16 protein-coding genes are annotated in these 18,427 nt (G+C 73.8%); 8 read left to right on the plus strand and 8 right to left on the minus strand.

All coding sequences use genetic code 11. From position 1 onward, the window contains the following. The first annotated feature begins 2 nt into the window (after window positions 1-2). From AB0K92_RS23200 to AB0K92_RS23220, 5 genes are all read left to right on the plus strand, one after another. Window positions 3-1,952 carry a fumarate reductase/succinate dehydrogenase flavoprotein subunit gene (locus AB0K92_RS23200; protein ID WP_365925725.1) on the plus strand — a complete coding sequence of 650 codons (1,950 nt, stop codon included), beginning with the start codon at window positions 3-5 and terminating at the stop codon, window positions 1,950-1,952. Then, window positions 1,949-2,695 (plus strand): succinate dehydrogenase/fumarate reductase iron-sulfur subunit, encoded by a 747-nt coding sequence (locus tag AB0K92_RS23205; protein ID WP_166003808.1) that lies wholly within the window; start codon window positions 1,949-1,951, stop codon window positions 2,693-2,695. The genes AB0K92_RS23200 and AB0K92_RS23205 overlap by 4 nt, the downstream gene beginning before the upstream one ends. Window positions 2,696-2,823: 128 nt before the next feature. Further along, window positions 2,824-3,849 (plus strand): hypothetical protein, encoded by a 1,026-nt coding sequence (locus tag AB0K92_RS23210; protein WP_365925727.1) that lies wholly within the window; start codon window positions 2,824-2,826, stop codon window positions 3,847-3,849. 153 nt (window positions 3,850-4,002) lie between these two features. Further along, on the plus strand, window positions 4,003-4,776 hold the full coding sequence (locus AB0K92_RS23215) for a GNAT family N-acyltransferase (protein ID WP_365925729.1): 774 nt from the start codon (window positions 4,003-4,005) through the stop codon (window positions 4,774-4,776). Further along, window positions 4,776-5,585, plus strand: coding sequence for a lysophospholipid acyltransferase family protein (locus tag AB0K92_RS23220; protein ID WP_365925731.1), 810 nt, complete (start codon window positions 4,776-4,778; stop codon window positions 5,583-5,585). The genes AB0K92_RS23215 and AB0K92_RS23220 overlap by 1 nt, the downstream gene beginning before the upstream one ends. Before the next feature lie 7 nt (window positions 5,586-5,592). Here the strand turns inward: AB0K92_RS23220 and AB0K92_RS23225 are convergent, their stop codons facing one another. Further along, window positions 5,593-7,923, minus strand: a complete 2,331-nt coding sequence (locus tag AB0K92_RS23225; protein ID WP_365925733.1) for an excinuclease ABC subunit UvrA — start codon at window positions 7,921-7,923, stop codon at window positions 5,593-5,595. Between the two features lie 52 nt (window positions 7,924-7,975). Next, a complete protein-coding gene (locus AB0K92_RS23230; protein ID WP_365925735.1) occupies window positions 7,976-9,001 on the minus strand; it encodes an LLM class flavin-dependent oxidoreductase in 1,026 nt (341 codons plus the stop codon). A 278-nt stretch (window positions 9,002-9,279) separates the two neighbouring features. Here AB0K92_RS23230 and AB0K92_RS23235 point away from each other — a divergent pair, with 278 nt between their 5' ends. Continuing rightward, window positions 9,280-9,774 carry a hypothetical protein gene (locus AB0K92_RS23235; protein ID WP_365925737.1) on the plus strand — a complete coding sequence of 165 codons (495 nt, stop codon included), beginning with the start codon at window positions 9,280-9,282 and terminating at the stop codon, window positions 9,772-9,774. A gap of 28 nt (window positions 9,775-9,802) precedes the next feature. On the opposite strand, the gene AB0K92_RS23240 is transcribed toward AB0K92_RS23235, so the two are convergent. Further along, the gene (locus AB0K92_RS23240; RefSeq protein WP_166003822.1) at window positions 9,803-10,018 is read right to left on the minus strand and encodes a dodecin; all 216 of its coding nucleotides are present in this window, start codon (window positions 10,016-10,018) and stop codon (window positions 9,803-9,805) included. 368 nt (window positions 10,019-10,386) lie between these two features. On the opposite strand from AB0K92_RS23240, the gene AB0K92_RS23245 reads away from it, so the two are divergent. Beyond that, window positions 10,387-11,619 carry an extracellular solute-binding protein gene (locus AB0K92_RS23245; protein WP_365925811.1) on the plus strand — a complete coding sequence of 411 codons (1,233 nt, stop codon included), beginning with the start codon at window positions 10,387-10,389 and terminating at the stop codon, window positions 11,617-11,619. A gap of 15 nt (window positions 11,620-11,634) precedes the next feature. On the opposite strand, the gene egtD is transcribed toward AB0K92_RS23245, so the two are convergent. Genes egtD through egtA form a run of 4 tightly spaced genes read right to left on the minus strand, consistent with a single transcriptional unit; the run spans window position 11,635 to window position 16,161 of the window. Then, complete coding sequence (gene egtD, locus AB0K92_RS23250) at window positions 11,635-12,597, minus strand: L-histidine N(alpha)-methyltransferase (protein WP_365925739.1); 963 nt, start codon at window positions 12,595-12,597, stop codon at window positions 11,635-11,637. Next, window positions 12,594-13,385, minus strand: a complete 792-nt coding sequence (gene egtC, locus AB0K92_RS23255; RefSeq protein ID WP_365925741.1) for an ergothioneine biosynthesis protein EgtC — start codon at window positions 13,383-13,385, stop codon at window positions 12,594-12,596. Before egtC ends, egtD begins: the two co-directional genes overlap by 4 nt. After that, window positions 13,385-14,827 (minus strand): ergothioneine biosynthesis protein EgtB, encoded by a 1,443-nt coding sequence (gene egtB, locus AB0K92_RS23260; protein WP_365925743.1) that lies wholly within the window; start codon window positions 14,825-14,827, stop codon window positions 13,385-13,387. The genes egtC and egtB overlap by 1 nt, the downstream gene beginning before the upstream one ends. Next, window positions 14,824-16,161 carry an ergothioneine biosynthesis glutamate--cysteine ligase EgtA gene (egtA, locus tag AB0K92_RS23265; protein ID WP_365925745.1) on the minus strand — a complete coding sequence of 446 codons (1,338 nt, stop codon included), beginning with the start codon at window positions 16,159-16,161 and terminating at the stop codon, window positions 14,824-14,826. The genes egtB and egtA overlap by 4 nt, the downstream gene beginning before the upstream one ends. A gap of 343 nt (window positions 16,162-16,504) precedes the next feature. Between egtA and AB0K92_RS23270 the strand changes: the two genes are divergently transcribed. Then, entirely contained in the window at window positions 16,505-17,356 is an 852-nt protein-coding gene (locus tag AB0K92_RS23270) for a TIGR02452 family protein (RefSeq protein WP_365925747.1), read from the plus strand. On the opposite strand, the gene AB0K92_RS23275 is transcribed toward AB0K92_RS23270, so the two are convergent. Then, entirely contained in the window at window positions 17,325-18,404 is a 1,080-nt protein-coding gene (locus tag AB0K92_RS23275) for a glycoside hydrolase family 5 protein (RefSeq protein ID WP_365925749.1), read from the minus strand. The two genes, AB0K92_RS23270 and AB0K92_RS23275, sit on opposite strands and share 32 nt — an antisense overlap. Between the last annotated feature and the right edge of the window lie 23 nt (window positions 18,405-18,427).

Genomic DNA, 18,427 nt, shown 5'->3' on the forward strand with positions numbered 1-18,427 from the left:
ACATGACCGACTACACCGACTACACGACCGGCGCGCCCGTCGTCGACACCAAGGCCCCGTCCGGGCCGATCCACGAGCGCTGGGACAAGCGCCGTTTCGAGGCCAAGCTGGTCAACCCCGCCAACCGGCGCAAGCACACGGTGATCGTCGTGGGCACCGGCCTCGCGGGCGGCTCGGCCGGCGCCACCCTCGCCGAACAGGGCTACCACGTCGTCCAGTTCTGCTACCAGGACTCCCCGCGCCGCGCCCACTCCATCGCCGCGCAAGGCGGCATCAACGCGGCGAAGAACTACCGCAACGACGGCGACTCCGTCCACCGTCTCTTCTACGACACCGTCAAGGGCGGCGACTTCCGCGCCCGCGAGTCCAACGTCCACCGCCTCGCCCAGATCTCCGTCGAGATCATCGACCAGTGCGTGGCACAGGGCGTGCCGTTCGCCCGTGAGTACGGCGGCCTGCTCGACACCCGCTCCTTCGGCGGCGTCCAGGTCTCGCGGACCTTCTACGCCCGCGGCCAGACGGGCCAGCAGCTCCTCCTCGGTGCCTACCAGGCGCTGAGCCGGCAGATCGCGGCGGGCAACGTCGAGATGCACCCGCGCACCGAGATGCTGGACCTGATCGTCGTGGACGGGCGGGCGCGCGGCATCGTCGCCCGCGACCTGATCACCGGGAAGATCGACACGTACTTCGCGGACGCCGTCGTCCTCGCCACCGGCGGCTACGGCAACGTCTTCTACCTGTCGACCAACGCCATGAACTCCAACGCGACCGCCATCTGGCGGGCGCACCGCCGCGGCGCGTACTTCGCCAACCCCTGCTTCACCCAGATCCACCCCACCTGCATCCCGCGCACCGGCGACCACCAGTCGAAGCTGACCCTGATGAGCGAGTCGCTGCGCAACGACGGCCGCATCTGGGTGCCCAAGGCCAAGGGCGACACCCGGCCGCCGAACGACATCCCCGAGGACGAGCGCGACTACTACCTGGAGCGCATCTACCCGTCCTTCGGCAACCTCGTCCCGCGCGACATCGCCTCCCGCGCCGCGAAGAACGTCTGCGACGAGGGCAGGGGAGTGGGCCCCGGCGGGCAGGGCGTCTACCTCGACTTCGCCGACGCCATCCGGCGCATGGGCCGCAAGGCGGTCGAGGCCAAGTACGGCAACCTCTTCGACATGTACCAGCGGATCACCGACGAGGATCCGTACGAGGTGCCGATGCGGATCTACCCGGCCGTGCACTACACGATGGGCGGCCTGTGGGTCGACTACGACCTCCAGACCACCGTCCCCGGCCTGTTCGCGATCGGCGAGGCCAACTTCTCCGACCACGGCGCCAACCGCCTCGGCGCCTCGGCGCTGATGCAGGGCCTCGCCGACGGCTACTTCGTGCTGCCGGCCACCCTCAACGACTACCTCGCCCGCAACCCGCGCACCGAGGAGATCACCCCGGACCACCCCGTGGTCCAGGACGTGGTGGCCGAGACCGAGGACCGCCTCCACCTGCTGCTCTCCGTCGACGGCGACCGCACCCCCGACTCCTTCCACCGCGAACTGGGCGAGCTGATGTGGGAGTTCTGCGGCATGGCCCGCACCGACGCCGGACTGCGCAAGGCGCTGGAGCGCATCCCGCAGATCCGCGAGGAGTTCTGGCGGCGGATCAAGGTGCCCGGCACCGGCGAGGAGTTCAACCAGTCGCTGGAGAAGGCCAACCGCATCGTCGACTACCTGGAGCTCGCCGAGCTGATGTGCCTCGACGCGCTGCACCGCACCGAGTCCTGCGGCGGCCACTTCCGCGAGGAGTCCCAGACCCCGGACGGCGAGGCCGCCCGCAAGGACGACGCGTTCTCCTACGCCGCCGCCTGGGAGTTCACCGGCACCGGCGAGGCGCCCGTCCTGCACAAGGAAGACCTGGTCTTCGAGTACGTCCACCCCACCCAGCGGAGCTACGCATGAAGCTCACCCTGCGCGTCTGGCGCCAGAAGAACGCCGACGCCGACGGCGCCATGTCCACGTACGAGGTGGACGGCATCTCGCCCGACATGTCGTTCCTGGAGATGCTGGACACCCTCAACGAGGAACTCATCCTCAAGGGCGAGGACCCCGTCGCCTTCGACCACGACTGCCGCGAGGGCATCTGCGGCGCCTGCTCGCTGGTCATCAACGGTGACGCGCACGGACCCGAGCGCACCACCACCTGCCAGCTGCACATGCGGTCCTTCAAGGACGGCGACACCATCGACATCGAGCCGTGGCGGGCGGCGGCCTTCCCGGTCATCAAGGACCTGGTCGTGGACCGGTCCGCGTTCGACCGGATCATCCAGGCCGGCGGGTACATCACCGCGCCGACCGGCTCCGCCCCGGAGGCGCACGCGACGCCGGTGCCGAAACCGGACGCCGACCACGCCTTCGAGCACGCCGAGTGCATCGGCTGCGGCGCGTGCGTCGCCGCCTGCCCCAACGGGGCGGCGATGCTGTTCACCTCCGCCAAGGTCAACCACCTCAACGTGCTGCCGCAGGGAGCGCCCGAGCGGGAGACGCGGGTGCTCGACATGGTGGCGCAGATGGACGAGGAGGGATTCGGCGGGTGCACGCTGACCGGCGAGTGCGCGACCGCCTGCCCGAAGGGCATCCCGCTGATGTCGATCACCCGCATGAACAAGGAGTGGCTGCGGGCCACCCGGAAGGTGAAGCGGTGACGTCCTAGGGAAAGGCGGCGTCCGCGGGCGCCGTGATGCGAACGTTCGCCGAAGGTGCGGACGGGCGGGGCCGGGACCGGTGCTCCCCGGCCCCGTCTCGTACGACCGGCCTCGGTACGCTGCCGGTCATGATCTTCCAAGGACAGGGGAGGGAGCGGTTCTCGCAGGCCGTGACGGACTTCGAGACCGCTGTGCGGGCACAGGACCCGGACCGGGCGGAGCGCGCCTTCCAGCAGTTGCACCACACCCTCGGCGACGCGGCTCCGCACGAGGTCGCGCAGGCCGCGCCACGGCTCGCCGCGCTGCTGCCCGAGGTGCCGCCGGGGCCGCGCGGCATCGTGGCCGTGATCGTCGGAGCCTGCGTGGAGCGCGGCGCCGACCCGCTGCCCTGCGCCGCCCCGGTCTTCGCGGAGCTGGCCGAGACGCTCGCCGCCGTCGGCGAGTTCTGCGCACGCTGGGCGGAGACCGGCGGAGGGGAGTTCCCCGACCCGCAGGACGGCGAACCCGACCCGGCGCTCTTCGACCGGGCCGGGGCGGAGGAGACCCTGGCCTGGTTCTCCCTGCCCCAGTGGGAGATGGCGTCCCTCGCCCTGCTCAACCACCACCGGGTGCGGACCGCGCTGGACGGCTCGCTGCGCGCCCGGCTGCTGCGCGCGGTGCACGCCGTCCGGGAGGCGACCGGGCACGAGCTGAAATGCCTGGCCTACGCCCTGCTCGTCCTCGACGACGAGCCGCTGGTCGTTCTGCACCGCCCGACCGGCACCGGCTACGCGATGCGGATGAGCGGCATCGGCGACAACTTCCAGCTGCACACCCTGCTCGCGGACGTCCTCGTCGGCGGCGGCCACGTGCCCGGCCGGGCCCCCTCCGCGCAGGAGGCCGCCGTCTGCCGGGACGCGCCCGGCCAGGTGCCGACCACCGGCTCCTTCAACCTCGTCACCCCCGGCGGCGAGTGGGTGTGGAACGAGGGCACCCCGAGCGACATACCCGTGGTCGACGGCGTCCGGCTGCTCGTCCTCGACCCGCCGCCCTACGAGCGCGGCTGGCCCGCCGGCCGGTTCTTCCCCGGCATGCGAGGAGACCTCGTCCTGGAGCGGGTCCTCGACGCCGCCGAGACGCGCCACCGGCTCGAAGGCTGCGCACCACCCCGGTGACACTCCGCCCGGACATGGCGGGGTCCGCACGGCCGCGTTCCGTTCAACGACCCCACATCCCCGCTCCTGTCACCGGTCACGTACCGGCCAGACGGCCTCGGAAGAAACGGGGGTACCACCTCCGCACCCTTCCGGCCCTACCAGGAGTGAGCCATGACCGGTGTGTCCACGCTCGACCGCCCCCCGCAGCCCGCGGCGCCCACCCGCTACACCGTGACGCTCGCCCGGGACGAGGACGACGTGCGGGCCGCGCAGCGGCTGCGGCACGACGTCTTCGCGGGCGAGATGGGCGCCCTGCTGACCAGCCCGCAGCCGGGGCTCGACATCGACGCCTTCGACGCGTACTGCGATCACCTGATGGTGCGCGAGGAGTTCACCGGACAGGTCGTGGGCACCTACCGGCTGCTGCCGCCCGAGCGGGCCGCGGTGGCCGGGCGGCTGTACTCGGACGGCGAGTTCGACCTCGCCCCGCTCGACGCGATCCGGCCCGGCCTGGTCGAGGTCGGCCGCTCCTGCGTCCACCCCGGCCACCGGGACGGCGCGGTGATCGGCCTGATCTGGGCCGGCATCGCCCGCTACATGACCGACCGGGGCCACGAGTGGCTGGCGGGCTGCTGCTCGATCCCGCTCACCGACGGCGGCGCCCTCGCGGCGGCCACCTGGGACCGGGTGCGCGAGCGCAACCTCGCCCCCGAGCAGTACCGGGTACGCCCCCTGCTGCCCTGGACGGCCGACGGCGTGGCCCGGCCGGCCGGCCGCACCGAGCTGCCGCCGCTGCTGCGCGGCTACGTCCGCCTCGGCGCCTGGGTGTGCGGGGAGCCCGCGCTCGACGCGGACTTCGGCGTCGCCGACCTGTACGTGCTGCTGTCGATGCGCCGGGTCCACCCGCGCTATCTGCGGCACTTCCTCTCCCTCGTCCCGGCCTGATGAGCGCCTGGCTGCCCGGCGCCCCCTGCACCCCCCGCGCCTGCGTCCCGGCCCCCGGCGGCGCCGCGGCCGCGCCCCGCGCCGTGCTGCGGCTCATGGCGGTCGCGGTGCTGCTCCTGGCCGGCGTCGCGCTGTCCCCGCTGGGCGGGCGCGTCCCGGCGGACCTGGTACGACGCTGGTGCCGGGCGCTCGTACGGGCCGCCGGGGTGCGGGTCAGGATCAGCGGGGCCGCGCCGCCCGACGGCGGGGTGCTGCTGGTCGCCAACCACATCTCCTGGCTGGACATCCCGCTGCTGGCCGCCGTCCGCCCGGCCCGGATGCTCGCCAAGACCGAGATACGGCGGTGGCCGGTCGCCGGAGTGCTGGCCGCGCGCGGCGGGGCGCTGTTCATCGACCGGGACCGGCTGCGCGCCCTGCCCGGGACGGTGGCCCGGATCGCCGCAGCCCTGCGCTCCGGCGCGGCGGTCGGTGTGTTCCCCGAGGGCAGCACCTGGTGCGGACGCGCCCAGGGCGAGTTCCGGCGCGCCGTGTTCCAGGCCGCGCTGGACGCGGGCGCGCCCGTCCAGCCGGTGCGGCTGCGCTACCGCCTCGCCGACGGCTCGCCCGGCACCGCCGCCGCGTTCGTCGGCGACGACTCCCTCCTCGCGTCGCTGTGGCGCGTCGCGACGGCCCGGCACCTGATCGCCGAGGTCGACGTACGCCCCCTCATCCCGCCCGGCACCCACCCCGACCGCCGCTCCCTGGCCCACGCCGCCCAGCCGGCCCGCACCCCGGAGCCGCGCTGGACCCACGCGGCGCTGGTGGCGTGAGGAGGTCTTACCGCAGTGCGCGGGCCAGGTAGGGCGCCGTCCGGCTCTCCGGGGCCCGTGCCACCTCGGCGGGCGGGCCCGCGGCCACGATGCGGCCGCCTTCCGCGCCGCCGCCGGGACCCAGGTCGATCACCCAGTCCGCGCCCGCGACCACCGACATGTCGTGCTCGACGACGATCACGGTGTGCCCGGCGTCCACCAGGCCGTGGAGCTGCCGCATCAGCACCTCCACGTCGGCCGGGTGGAGCCCGGTCGTCGGCTCGTCCAGGAGGTACAGGGTGTGCGCGCGGCGCCCGCGCTGCAGCTCGCTCGCCAGCTTGATGCGCTGCGCCTCCCCGCCCGACAGCTCGGTCGCGGGCTGCCCGAGCCGCAGATACCCGAGGCCGACGTCGAGGAGGGTGCGCAGACTGCGGGCCACGGCCGGGGTCTCGGCGAAGAAGTCCGCCGCCGACTCGACGGTCAGGTCCAGCACCTCGGCGATGTTCCGGCCCCGGTAGGTCACCTCCAGCGTCTCGGCGTTGTAGCGGGCCCCGCCGCAGTCCGGGCACGGCGTGTACGTGCTCGGCAGGAACAGCAGCTCCACGCTGACGAACCCCTCGCCCTGGCAGGTCTCGCAGCGCCCTCCCGCGACGTTGAAGGAGAACCGGCCGACGCCGTACCCCCGCTCCCGCGCGGCGTCCGTGGCCGCGAACACCTTGCGCACCACGTCGAACAGCCCGGTGTACGTGGCCAGGTTGGAGCGCGGGGTGCGTCCGATCGGCTTCTGATCCACCGTCACCAGCCGCCCCACGCCCGGCAGTTCCGCGGTGATCTCCCCGACGAGCGTGGACTTCCCGGACCCCGACACACCGGTGACCGCCGTGAACACCCCCAGCGGGAACTCGGCCGTGACGCCGCGCAGGTTGTGCCGGGTGACGGGACCGACCTTCACCTGCCCACGCGGGCGCCGTACCGCACGCGCCGCGGTGGGAGCGGAGGCGAAGAGGAAGCGGGCCGTCGCCGACTCACGGATCGCGGCCAGGCCGTCCACCGGGCCGCTGTACAGCACCCGCCCGCCGTGCTCGCCCGCGCGCGGCCCCACGTCCACGACCCAGTCGGCGCCCCGCACCACGTCCAGATGGTGTTCCACCACGAACACCGAGTTCCCCGCGGCCTTCAGCCGCTCCAGCACCGTGCGCAGGGACTCCGTGTCCGCCGGGTGCAGCCCCGCGGACGGCTCGTCGAGGACGTACACCACCCCGAACAGCCCCGACCGCAGCTGGGTGGCGAGCCGCAGCCGCTGCAGCTCGCCCGCCGACAGGGTCGGGGTCGCCCGGTCCAGGCTGAGATAGCCCAGACCCAGCTCCACGACCGGCGCGATCCGCGCCTTCAGATCGTCGGTGAGCGCCCGCGCGGTCGCGTCCGTCGCCTCCAGCACGTCCGCCAGCTCCGCCAGCGGCAGCGCCGCCAGCTCCGCGATCGTGCGGCCCGCGAACGTCACCGCCAGCGCCTCCGGACGCAGCCGGCTGCCCCCGCACGCGGGGCACGGCGCGCTGGTCAGGAACCGCTCCGCCCGGGCCCGCAGCGTGGCACTCCTGGACTCCGCGAAGGTCTTCATGACATACCGGCGGGCGCTCGTGTACGTGCCCTGGTACGGCCGCTGGATCCGGTCCGCGTCCCGCACCGGGTGCACGGTGACCACCGGCTGCTCGTCCGTGAACAGGATCCACTCCCGCTGCTCGGCGGGCAGTTCACGCCACGGCCGGTCCACGTCGTAGCCCAGCGCGCCGAGGATGTCGCGCAGGTTCTTGCCCTGCCAGGCACCCGGCCACGCGGCGATCGCGCCCTCCCGGATCGACAGTGACGGGTCCGGGACCAGCAGTTCCTCGGTCGTACGGTGCACCCGCCCGAGCCCATGACACTCCGGGCACGCCCCCGCCGCCGTGTTCGGCGAGAACGCGTCCGAGTCCAGCCGCTCGGCTCCCGGCGGATACTCGCCCGCGCGGGAGAACAGCATCCGCAGCGAGTTGGACAGATGGGTGACCGTGCCGACCGAGGACCGCGAGGTGGGCGCCGAGCGCCGCTGCTCCAGCGACACGGCCGGCGGCAGCCCGGTGATCTCCCCGACCCTCGGCGCGCCGACCTGGTGGATCAGCCGGCGGGCGTACGGGGCGACCGACTCGAAGTAGCGCCGCTGCGCCTCCGCGTAGATCGTGCCGAACGCCAGCGACGACTTCCCCGAGCCCGACACACCCGTGAACACCGCCACCACGTCCCGGGGGATGTCGACGTCGACCCCCTTCAGGTTGTGCTCGCGGGCACCGCGGACGCGGACGTACGGGTCGTGCGGGGTGCTCATGCGGGGGATCTCCGTGCGCGGTGGAGGGGAAGGGGGGACAAACCCCGCGATTCTACGCCCCGCCGTTCCCGTGCGCCGGGGTCAGCCCCGCGATCCGGGCCAGCCGCCGGTAAGAGTCCAGCAGCGCGTCACGGTCGTACCCGCTGGTCGTGACCAGCACCTCCTGCGCCTCGGTCTCCTTCAGCACCCTCTCCAGCTCCTCGGCGACCTCCTCCTCGGTCCCCGCGAGCTGCCCGGTGAGCCCGGACTCGTAGAAGCCGCGCTCCTTGCCGGTCATCGTCCGCGCCTCCACGCGCTCGGCGGGCGGCAGCGGCGGGAAGGTGCCGTGGGTGCGGGAGTACGCCATCGACCAGGCCTCCGGGATCAGCAGCCGCCGGGCCTGCTCACGGGTCGCGGCCACGGCGATCGTGCCGGAGATCACCACGTACGGCTCGCTCGCCCAGGACGAGGGACGGAAGTGCGCGCGGTAGCGGTCGACGCCGCGCAGCATCTTCTCCCGGTCGCGCAGGTCGCCGATGACCATCGGCAGGCCCGCGCGGGCCGCGATGGCCGCCCCCTCGCCCATGGCCAGGACGAACGGCGGCACGGTCAGCCCCTCGGCGGGACGCGCGTGCACACCCGTGGGGGAGGTCCCGCGGAACCAGCCCAGCAGTTCGGCCAGTTGGGCCTCGAAGTCCTCGGCGTCCTCCTTGTCCCGGCCCAGCGCCTTGCGCACTCCGCCGGTGAAGCCGACCGAACGGCCCAGACCCATGTCGATCCGGCCGGGGAACAGCGACTCCAGCACGCCGAACTGCTCGGCGACGACGAGCGGCCGGTGGTTGGGCAGCATCACCCCGCCGGTGCCCACCCGGATCGTCCGGGTGGCGGCCGCCACGGCGGCGGCCAGCACGGTCGGCGCGGAACCGGCGACACCGGGCACGCCGTGGTGCTCCGACACCCAGAACCGGTGGTAGCCGAGCCGCTCCGCCTCCCGCGCGAAACGCACGGTGTCGCGCAGCGCCTCGCCGACCGGGTGCCCCTCCCGGGTGCGGGAGCGGTCGAGCACGGAGAAACGGGTGGAGCTGATCGCGGAACTCACACCGTGTTCAACGCGTGCGGCCCGCGCGCATTCCCCGACGGGGCTGCCCCGTCGTGTCCCGCACTGCCTCCCTGTCCCGCACTGCCTGCCCTGCCCAAATTGATTGGCATGCGCCTGACGCCCCGGCTTACGGTGGCACGCAGGTGCCCGGTGTGCCGGTCACGCGTTCTTCGTGGTTCGACTCCATGCAGGACCTCCTGGTCCTGTCGCCCTGTGGGGGCAGCGCGTAGCCACCCTGACCTCGGGCACCGCACTCCCGGTCCCCCTAGGGTGGGACTGTGACGAACAGCAACAGCAAGGCCCCGCTGGCCGTGTTCGACCTGGACAACACCCTCGCCGACACCGCGCACCGGCAGCGGTTCCTGGAGCGCAAGCCCCGCGACTGGGACGGCTTCTTCGCCGCCGCGCCGCAGGACCCGCCGCTGCCGGAGGGCGTCGCGCTGGCGCGGGAGAGCGCCCGCGAGTGCGAGGTGGTCTATCTGACCGGGCGGCCCGAGCGCTGCCGCCGCGACACGCTCGACTGGCTGGCCGGGCACGGGCTGCCCGAGGGGCGGGTGTACATGCGGCGCGACGACGACCGCCGGCCCGCCCGCTTCACCAAGCTGGCCATCCTGCGCCGCCTCGCCCGCACCCGGGACATCCGGGTCCTCGTGGACGACGACGAGCTGGTGTGCGCCGACGCGGAGCGGGCCGGATTCACCGTCCTGCGGGCGCGCTGGGCCACCCCGTCCGCCGCGCTGAAGACCACGCAGGAGCGGGAGGGACGGACGTAGCCGCGGTGGCGCGTGGCGGGCCCGCGGGTCAGTCCGTGTCCTCCAGGCGGAAGCCCACCTTCAGCCCGACCTGGTAGTGGGCGATCTGCCCGTCCTCGATCTGGCCCCGGATCTGGGTCACCTCGAACCAGTCGAGGTTCCGCAGCGTCTGCGAGGCCCGGCTGATGCCGTTGCGCACGGCCTGGTCGACGCCCTCGGGGGAGGTGCCGACGATCTCGGTGACCCGGTAGGTGTGGTTCGACATGAGTGCTCCTTCTCCTGTGAGGGCCGCGACGCCGCGACGGCTGTGACGCCCCGCGACGGCCGCCGAGCCCGCTGTGACGCCCTGCGACGACTGCCGAGCCCGCTGTGACGAGCCGCGACGGCTGTGACAGCCGAGGCTGGTGTGACGCCGTCGCACCCGTCACTCCACCGTGCCCCAAGCCGCGACGGTCCGCGAGGCGTCGGGCTCCCGGGCCCGTATCCCTTGACCTCCGCATTGGTCCATACCAAAATCCAGCACACCCGTACGAGCCCTCGGCTCGTCCCCCCACGTCGGGCCTCCCTCCCCTGTCCCCAGACAGAACAGGACCCCTCGTGAGACGTCACCGCCTGCTCGCCCTCTGCTGTGCCCTGACCGCCTCGCTCGTCACCGGCTGCGGTGTCCTGCCGGGGGACGACGGGCCGCGCCGGCGCACCGTCACCGTCTGGCTGATGCAGAACAGCGCCTCGAAGGAGTTCCTGGACCGCTTCACCGAGGACTTCGAACGCACCCACGCCGACCTCGACCTGGACATCCGCATCCAGGAGTGGACCGGCATCGGCGACAAGGTGCACGCCGCGCTGGAGTCCGACGCCGCGGACGCGCCCGACGTCATCGAGGTCGGCAACACGCAGATCTCGCAGTACATCGAGGGCGGGGGACTGCTCGACCTGACCCTGGAGTCGATGCGGGACTGGGGCATGGACGACTGGCTGCCCGGCCTCGCCGAACCGGGGCGCCAGCTCTCCGCGCAGTACGGCATCCCCTGGTACGCCGCCAACCGCGTCGTCGTCTACCGCAAGGACCTCTTCGAGCGGGCCGGCGTCACCGCCCCGCCGAAGACGCGCGAGGAGTGGCTGGAGATCACCGAGAAACTGAACTCCGGCGGCACCCAGGGCATCTACCTCGCCGGACAGGACTGGTACACGCTCGCCGGGTTCGTCTGGGACGAGGGCGGCGACCTGGCCGAGGAGAACGGCGGCACCTGGCGCGGCAGCCTCGACACCCCGGCCGCCCTGCGCGGCATGGACTTCTACCGCCGCCTGCAGGCCCTCGGCGACGGCCCCGTCGACGCCGACGAGGAACACCCGCCACAGGCGCAGGTGTTCGCCCGGGGACAGGTCGCGCAGATCGTCGCGGTGCCGGGCCTCGCCCGGGCCGTCGTGCGGCAGAACCCGGACCTGGAAGGCAAGCTGGGATTCTTCCCCGTGCCCGGCAAGAGTGCCGGCGAGCCCGGCGCCGTCTTCACCGGCGGCTCCGACCTCGTCGTGCCCCGCAACACCGACGTCCGCGACGGGGCCGTCGCCGTGGTCGAGGCCCTCACCGGCGCCGAGTGGAACACCGAACTCGCCCGCACCATGGACTACGTGCCCAACAAGACGACCCTGGCCGACGCGGTCGCGGGCGAGGAGGGCGTCGCCGCCATGGCCGCGGGCGCGGCGCGGGGCCGGGCGACGCCCAGCACCCCCGAGTGGGCGAACGTCGAGGCGGACAACCCGATCAAGGAGTACATGACGAACGTGCTCACCGGCGCCGACCCGGCGACCGAGGCCCGCCGCGCCTCACGCCGCATCACGGAGGCACTGGCGGCACCGGCGAGCTGACTCCCGCCGCGGCTGCTACGGCACGACGCTCAGCGACAGCGCGAAACGGCCCTCGCCGTCCGTCCACCAGTGGGCCGGCCGCAGCCCGGCGGCGGTCAGTTCCGCCCACACCCCCTCCTGCCGGAACTTCGCCGACACCTCGGTGCGCAGCTCCTCGCCCGCCGCGAACTCCACGGCCAGGTCGAGGGCGGGAATCTTCACGGTCTGCTCCGCGCGGGACCGCAGCCGCATCTCGATCCATTCCCGCTCGGCGTCCCACAGCGCCACATGGTCGAAGGCGCCCGGATCGAAGTCGGCGCCCAGCTCGCGGTTGACGACGGCGAGGACGTTCCGGTTGAACGCGGCCGTCACCCCCGCCGCGTCGTCGTACGCGCGCACCAGCACCTCCTCGTCCTTCACCAGGTCGGTGCCCAGCAGCAGCGCGTCACCCGGGGCGAGCAGGGCGCGCACCGAGGACAGGAACGCCGCCCGCTCGGCGGGCAGCAGATTGCCGATCGTGCCGCCGAGGAACACCAGCAGCCGTGGCCCCGGCGTGTCCGGCAGCTCCAGCCGGGCGGTGAAGTCGGCGATCAGCGCGTGCACGGACAGGCCGGGCCGCTCCGCGACGAGCGCCCGCCCGGCCTGCGTGAGCGCGCTCTCGCTGACGTCGACCGGCACGTACAGGCGCAGACCGCCGAACGCGTCGAGCAGGTGCCGGGTCTTGTCGGAGGACCCGGAGCCCAGCTCGACCAGGGTGCGGGCGCCGGTCGCGGCGGCGATGTCGGCGGCGCGGGAGACCAGGATCTCCCGTTCGGCGCGCGTCGGGTAGTACTCGGGCAGCTCGGTGATCTTGTCGAACAGTTCGCTGCCGTGCGCGTCGTAGAACCACTTCGGCGGGAGCGTCTTGGGCGTGGCGGTGAGGCCGTGCAGGACGTCGGCGCGCAGGGCGGCCTCGGTGGCGTCCTCGGGGAGGGTGCGGGTGAGGAGGAACGGGCTCACGTGCGGGGCTCCTTCGGTGGTGCGGGGGCTGGGGCGTGGCTCGGCTCCTTGAGCGGGGCGAGGCGCACCTCGGTGGGGCCCGCGGTGACCAGCGTGCGGTCCGGGACCTCGGCCCAGCGTGGATCGTCGTCGTACGGCTCCGAGGCCACGACCGCGCCGCCGCCCGGGCGGACCAGGTACCACAGGGTGTCGCCCCAGGTGGTGGCGGTGACGGTGGAGCCGTCGGTGAGCAGCAGGTTCAGGCGGGAGCCGGGGGCCGCCGCGGCGACCTCCGGGACGGTGTCGGCGAGCGCGCGGCCCGGATCGTCCCCGGCGCGCAGCCGGGCCAGGACCAGCGCCCAGACCAGCGCGGAGTCGTTGCGGGCCTCCAGCGACAGCAGGTCCTGCGGCGGCAGGCTCCGGGACAGCCCGGCCAGGGAGCCCGGCCAGCCCGTCACCGCGCCGTTGTGGCTGAACAGCCACCGGCCCGAGGCGTACGGCGCCGCCGCGGCCTCGGCGTCCGCGCCGGCGAGCGTCGCGTCCCGCACCGCGGCGAGCAGCGCCCCGGTGCGCACGACCCGCGCCAGGTCGGCGAAGGACTGGTCGGCCCAGATGGGCCCGGCGCGCCGGTAGCGGGCCGGCACCGGGTCGCCGTCGGCGTACCAGCCGACCCCGAAGCCGTCGGCGTTCACCGTCCCGTGGCGCTGGTGGCGCGGCGCCCACGACTGGCGGTACAGCGCGTGGGGCGGCGCCACCAGCAGGGCGCCGACCGGCTCGGCGGGCCCCACGTAGGCGAGGTGACGGCACATCAGACGTCCTGCGAGCGGGCCGTGCGGAAGCCGGAGAAGATCTGCCGCCGGATCGGATAGTCCCAGTTGCGGAAGGTGCCCCGGCAGGCCACCGGGTCCACGGCGAACGAACCGCCGCGCAGCACCTTGTATTCCGGCCCGAAGAACACCTCCGAATACTCCTTGTACGGGAACGCCCGGAACCCCGGGTACGGCAGGAAGTCGCTCGCCGTCCACTCCCACACGTCGCCGATCAACTGCCGTACGCCGAGCGGCGACTCACCGGCCGGGTAGCTCCCGGCGGGCGCCGGGCGCAGATGCCGCTGGCCGAGGTTGGCGTGCTCGGGCCCGGGGTCGGCGTCGCCCCACGGATAGCGCCGGGAGCGGCCGGTCGCCGGGTCGAAGCGGGCCGCCTTCTCCCACTCGGCCTCGGTCGGCAGCCGCCGTCCGGCCCAGCGGGCGTACGCGTCCGCCTCGTACCAGCACACGTGCAGCACCGGCTCGTCCGGCGGCACCACCTCGGTCACCCCGAACCGGCGGCGCAGCCACTGCCCGCCGTCCCGGCGCCAGTACAGCGGCGCGGTGATCGAGTTCCTGCGGATGTGCGCCCAGCCCTCGGCGGTCCACCAGCGCGGGTCGTCGTAGCCGCCGTCCTCGATGAACGCCTGGTAGGCGGCGTTCGTCACCGGGGTGGTGTCGATGAAGAAGGGCGGTGTCTCACGGCGGTGCGCGGGCCGTTCGTTGTCCAGCGCCCACGGCTCGGCGGAGGTGCCCATGGTGAACGGGCCGCCGGGAACCAGGACTTCGGCCGGTCCGGTGAACAGGGGGAGCGGCTCCGGGTCCGGGGCGGTGAGCACCCGCGGTCCCCGGCGCAGCTGATGGGTGATCAGCATGGTCTCGTCGTGCTGCTGTTCGTGCTGCGCGACCATGCCGAACGCGAACCCCGCCTCGGTGAGCCGGGTGCCGTGGAAGGCGGTGCCCTCCAGCACGTCCAGGACCCGGCGGCGCACCTGCGCGGCGTACGCGCGGGCCTCGGCGGGCGGCAGCAGCGGCAGCGACGGACGCTCCGCGCGCGGATGCTCGAAGGCGTCGTAGAGGCTGTCGATCTCGGGCCGGAGCGCCTCCTGCCCGGCGACCGCCCGCAGCAGCCACAGCTCCTCCTGGTTGCCGATGTGCGCGAGGTCCCACACCAGCGGCGACATCAGCGGGGAGTGCTGGGCGGTCAGGTCCGGCTCGTCGACGCAGTCGGTCAGCAGGGTGGTGCGGTCGCGGGCGGTGGTCAGCGAGGCGAGGGCACGCTCGCGGAAGGCCTCGGGATCGGTCTCGGACGCGGTCTCGGGCACGGCCTCGGGGGCGGTCCCGGAGGCGGCCCCGGCTCCGGAGACGGCCCCGGCCCCGGTGCAGGGCCCTGCGGCGGTGCCGGGGGCGGACCGGGAGACGGTCTGACGGGAGGTGTCGGTCATGAGCGCGGGTCCTTCCCGTGCGGGACGGTGGTCTGGTCGTCCGGGTGCGGCCCGGACCCGGGGAGATCGCCGTCGCGCAGCCGGTCGAGCAGGTCGTCGGCGGGGCAGCGGCCGTGGACGACGTAACGGTCCCGGTAGGCCGCGACGGCGGCCGTCACGCCCGGCGAGGCGCCGAGCCGGGGCAGCGCGTCCAGCGCCGCCGCGAAGCAGGCCACGGCCGCCTCGCGCAGCTCCGGGTCGGCCAGCCCGTCCCGGGCCGCGGCGGACCACAGCGGGTTGTGCGGCGCGGGCCGGCCCAGGGCGCGCTCGGCCAGCGGCTTCACCGTGCGGTAGGCGGTCTCGGCGGCCTGCGGGTCGTCGAAGAGCGCCGTCGTCACGGCGACCGGCACGATCCAGCCGTGCTCCCCGGGCTGTGCGTCGATCATCCGCAGCTCCAGATGGCCGCGCGGCCTGACCGGAGGGAACAGCGTCGTCAGGTGGTAGTCGAGGTCGTCGCGGGTGGGTGGCCGGGGCGTGCCCGACCGGGTCCACTCGCGGAACGTCAGCCCGTCGGGCACCTCCCACGGGCCGCTCTCGCTGCGCACGCACATCACCGGCGCGTCCAGCACCCGCCGGGCCCACGCGCGGCGCGGATCGGCGTCCAGCTCCGGCGCGCCCGCCCGTCCGGCGCCGATCTCCGCCCACCGCAGCTGGCGGGTGGACACCCAGCCCGTCGGCCGCCGCCGGACCACCGGGGAGTGGGCGAACACGGCCACCAGGACCGCGCCCAGCTGGTGGGCCAGCCACCAGCGCCGCACATGCCCGAGCGGGCCCGGCTCCTCGTATCCGGCGTCCAGGCAGACCTGCACCGAGGCCGAGGTGCACATCATGGCGCGGCCGGCCGGTCCGGTGCGGTCGAGGTAGGTCTCCATCGCGTCGTAGCGCGGGTCGCGCAGGAACCGGCTCGGCGAGTGCCACGGGTCGTGACCGATGCCGGCGAGGCGAAGGCCTCGTTCGCGCAGCACCGCGCGGACGGCGTCGAGGTCGGCGGAGACGGTGCGCACGCACTCCATCAGGGAGGCGGCGGGCGGCGAGCTCAGCTCCAGCTGGCCGCCGGGTTCCACGGTGAGCGCCGACGCCAGGGACGTGGCGCGCAGTGCGGCGTAGGCCGCTTCGAGTCGTTCGGACGTCACGGGGAGCTGCGGCTCCCGCAGGTCGTGGACCAGCCACTCCAGCTCCACACCGACGGTGCGGGGCGGTCCGGTCTTGAAGCAGATACCGCGGATCAGTGCCTCCACCTCGGCTTCGGTCACGGCCGCGCGGGTCTGTGTACAGTCGCTTGCCGCATCGGACATGTCGGGATCCCTTCTGAGGTTCCTCCATGCCGCCGACCGGGGCCCGTGGGCTCCGACCGGCACGCTTGTCCCACCCAAGACCCTGACGCGCGTTCGTACAAGGGGGCAAATCGGGGCGATCGGAACCGGATGTCAGGACCGTCCGGGAGCGGCGGCCTGAAAGGCCGGGACGGTTGTCGGGCCGTCCGGGAGCGGCGGCCTGAGGGTCCGGGCGGGACGCCCGCCGTCGCCGGGGCCGCGAAACTCCGTTGCGGCGCGGGACCGGGATCGCTCAGGATCAGGTCATGAGCACGACGGGGGAGGCCGCGCGGCGCGCGGTCACGGCGCCTACGGGGGTGGCGCCGTGAGCGCGCGCCTGCGCGGCATCGCACGGGAGACGGAGCAGATCGTGGCGGCGGGGGGCTACCGCTCACCGGGCGGCCACCGGATCTCCCTGGCGGACGCGATCGAGGCGGCCCGGTCGGGCACCCGGATGCTGGGCCCCGGCCCGGTGCCGGTGCCGGGGCCGTCCGCCCCGGCGACGGACACCCTGATCGAGGTCACGGGCGAGAGCAGCCTGGAGGCCGCCCGCCGCCTCGGCGCGGCCACGGCGGTCCTCGACTTCGCGTCGGCCCGCAACCCCGGCGGCGGCTATCTCAACGGCGCCCAGGCCCAGGAAGAGGCCCTGTGCCGCGCCTCCGCGCTGTACACCTGCCTGCTGCGGGCCCCGGAGTTCTACGACCACCACCGCACGCACCGCGACCCGTTCTACACGGACCGCGTCATCCACAGCCCGGCCGTGCCCGTCTTCCGCGACGACCGGGGCCGCCTGCTCGACACGCCGTTCACCACCGGGTTCCTCGCCGCCGCGGCACCCAACGCGGGCGTCGTACGGCGCACCGCGCCCGACCGCGTGGGCGAGCTGCCGCGCGCCCTGGCCACCCGCGCCGAGCGGGTCCTGGAGACGGCCGCGGCCCACGGCTACCGGCGGCTGGTGCTGGGCGCCTGGGGCTGCGGCGTGTTCCGCAACGACCCGGCGCGGGTGGCGGGCGCCTTCCGGGGGCTGCTCGGTCCCGGCGGCCGGTTCGCGGGCGCGTTCGAGCACGTGGTGTTCGGCGTGCTGGACCGCACCCGCGGCGCGGTCGTCCGGGAGGCGTTCGCCCAGGCGTTCCCGGAGCGGCGGCTCAGCCCGTCGGGAAGTCGTCCGGCGTCCTGATCCGGTCCCGGATCCAGACACCGGCGGGCTTCAGCGATGCGGTGCCCGCCCAGGGGCCGCCCGTGTCGCACGTGCCGGTCCTGAAGACCGCACCCGAGCGGTGGTCGTCGGAGAAGTTCCAGTTCACCCAGCTGATCTTCTTGCGCGCCATCAGGTCCAGGTACTGCTGGGTGCGGCCGAAGTCGTTCGGGCCGTCCCCGCTGGCCTCCTGGGTGCCGAACTCGGTCACGAAGACCGGGATGCGGTCCGAGGCCCGGTCGAGCGCGCTCAGGTACTCCTGGCCGTGCGACGCCGCGTAGAAGTGGAACGTGTACATGATGTTGCTCGCCCGCACCGGGTTGTCGACGACGTCCCGCTCGTCGCGGCCGTCCGAGACGCCGAGCGAGCCCCAGCCGTGCGTACCGATCAGGATCGGCGTGTCCGGGTCCTGGGCGCGGATCACCGGGATCAGCTGCTCGGCGTACGACTTGATCCGGGACCAGGTGACGCCGTTGGGCTCGTTGGCGATGTCGTACAGCAGGTTGGTCTTGCCGCGGTGGCGCCGGGCGATCTCCGTGAAGAACGTCTTGGCGCGCTCCAGGTTGTGGTGCGGGTCGCCCGGCGTGAGCTGGTGCCAGTCGACGAGGGCGTACATGCCGCGGGCCGTGGCCATTTCGATGAGCTGGTGCACGCGATCGGTGAACTTCCGCGGGTTCGTCTCGTAGCCGCCCTCCTGGACGTAGAGCGAGATCCGCAGGACGTCCGCCTTCCAGTCGCCGGCCAGCGCGTCCAGCGAGCCGTCGGTCAGGCAGTGGCTGTACCACTGCAGGCCGTGGCTGCTCATGCCGCGCAGCTGGACCGGCTTGCCGTACTGGTTGCAGAGCTTGACCCCGCACACCTTCAGACGGCCGTTGACGGCGGCGGGCGTGCCGGCGGGTGCGTCGGCGGACGTGCCGGAGGTGGGGGAGGCGGAGGTGGGGGAGGCGGTGGCCGGGGCGGGGCCGGCGACGAGGGGGCCCAGTCCGGCGAGCGCCGCGGCGGCGAGGAGAGCGGACAGAGGTCTGCGCATGACATTCTCCGGTGGGGGGTGGA

Source organism: Streptomyces sp. NPDC052687 (genome assembly GCF_040678395.1).
Taxonomy (GTDB): domain Bacteria; phylum Actinomycetota; class Actinomycetes; order Streptomycetales; family Streptomycetaceae; genus Streptomyces.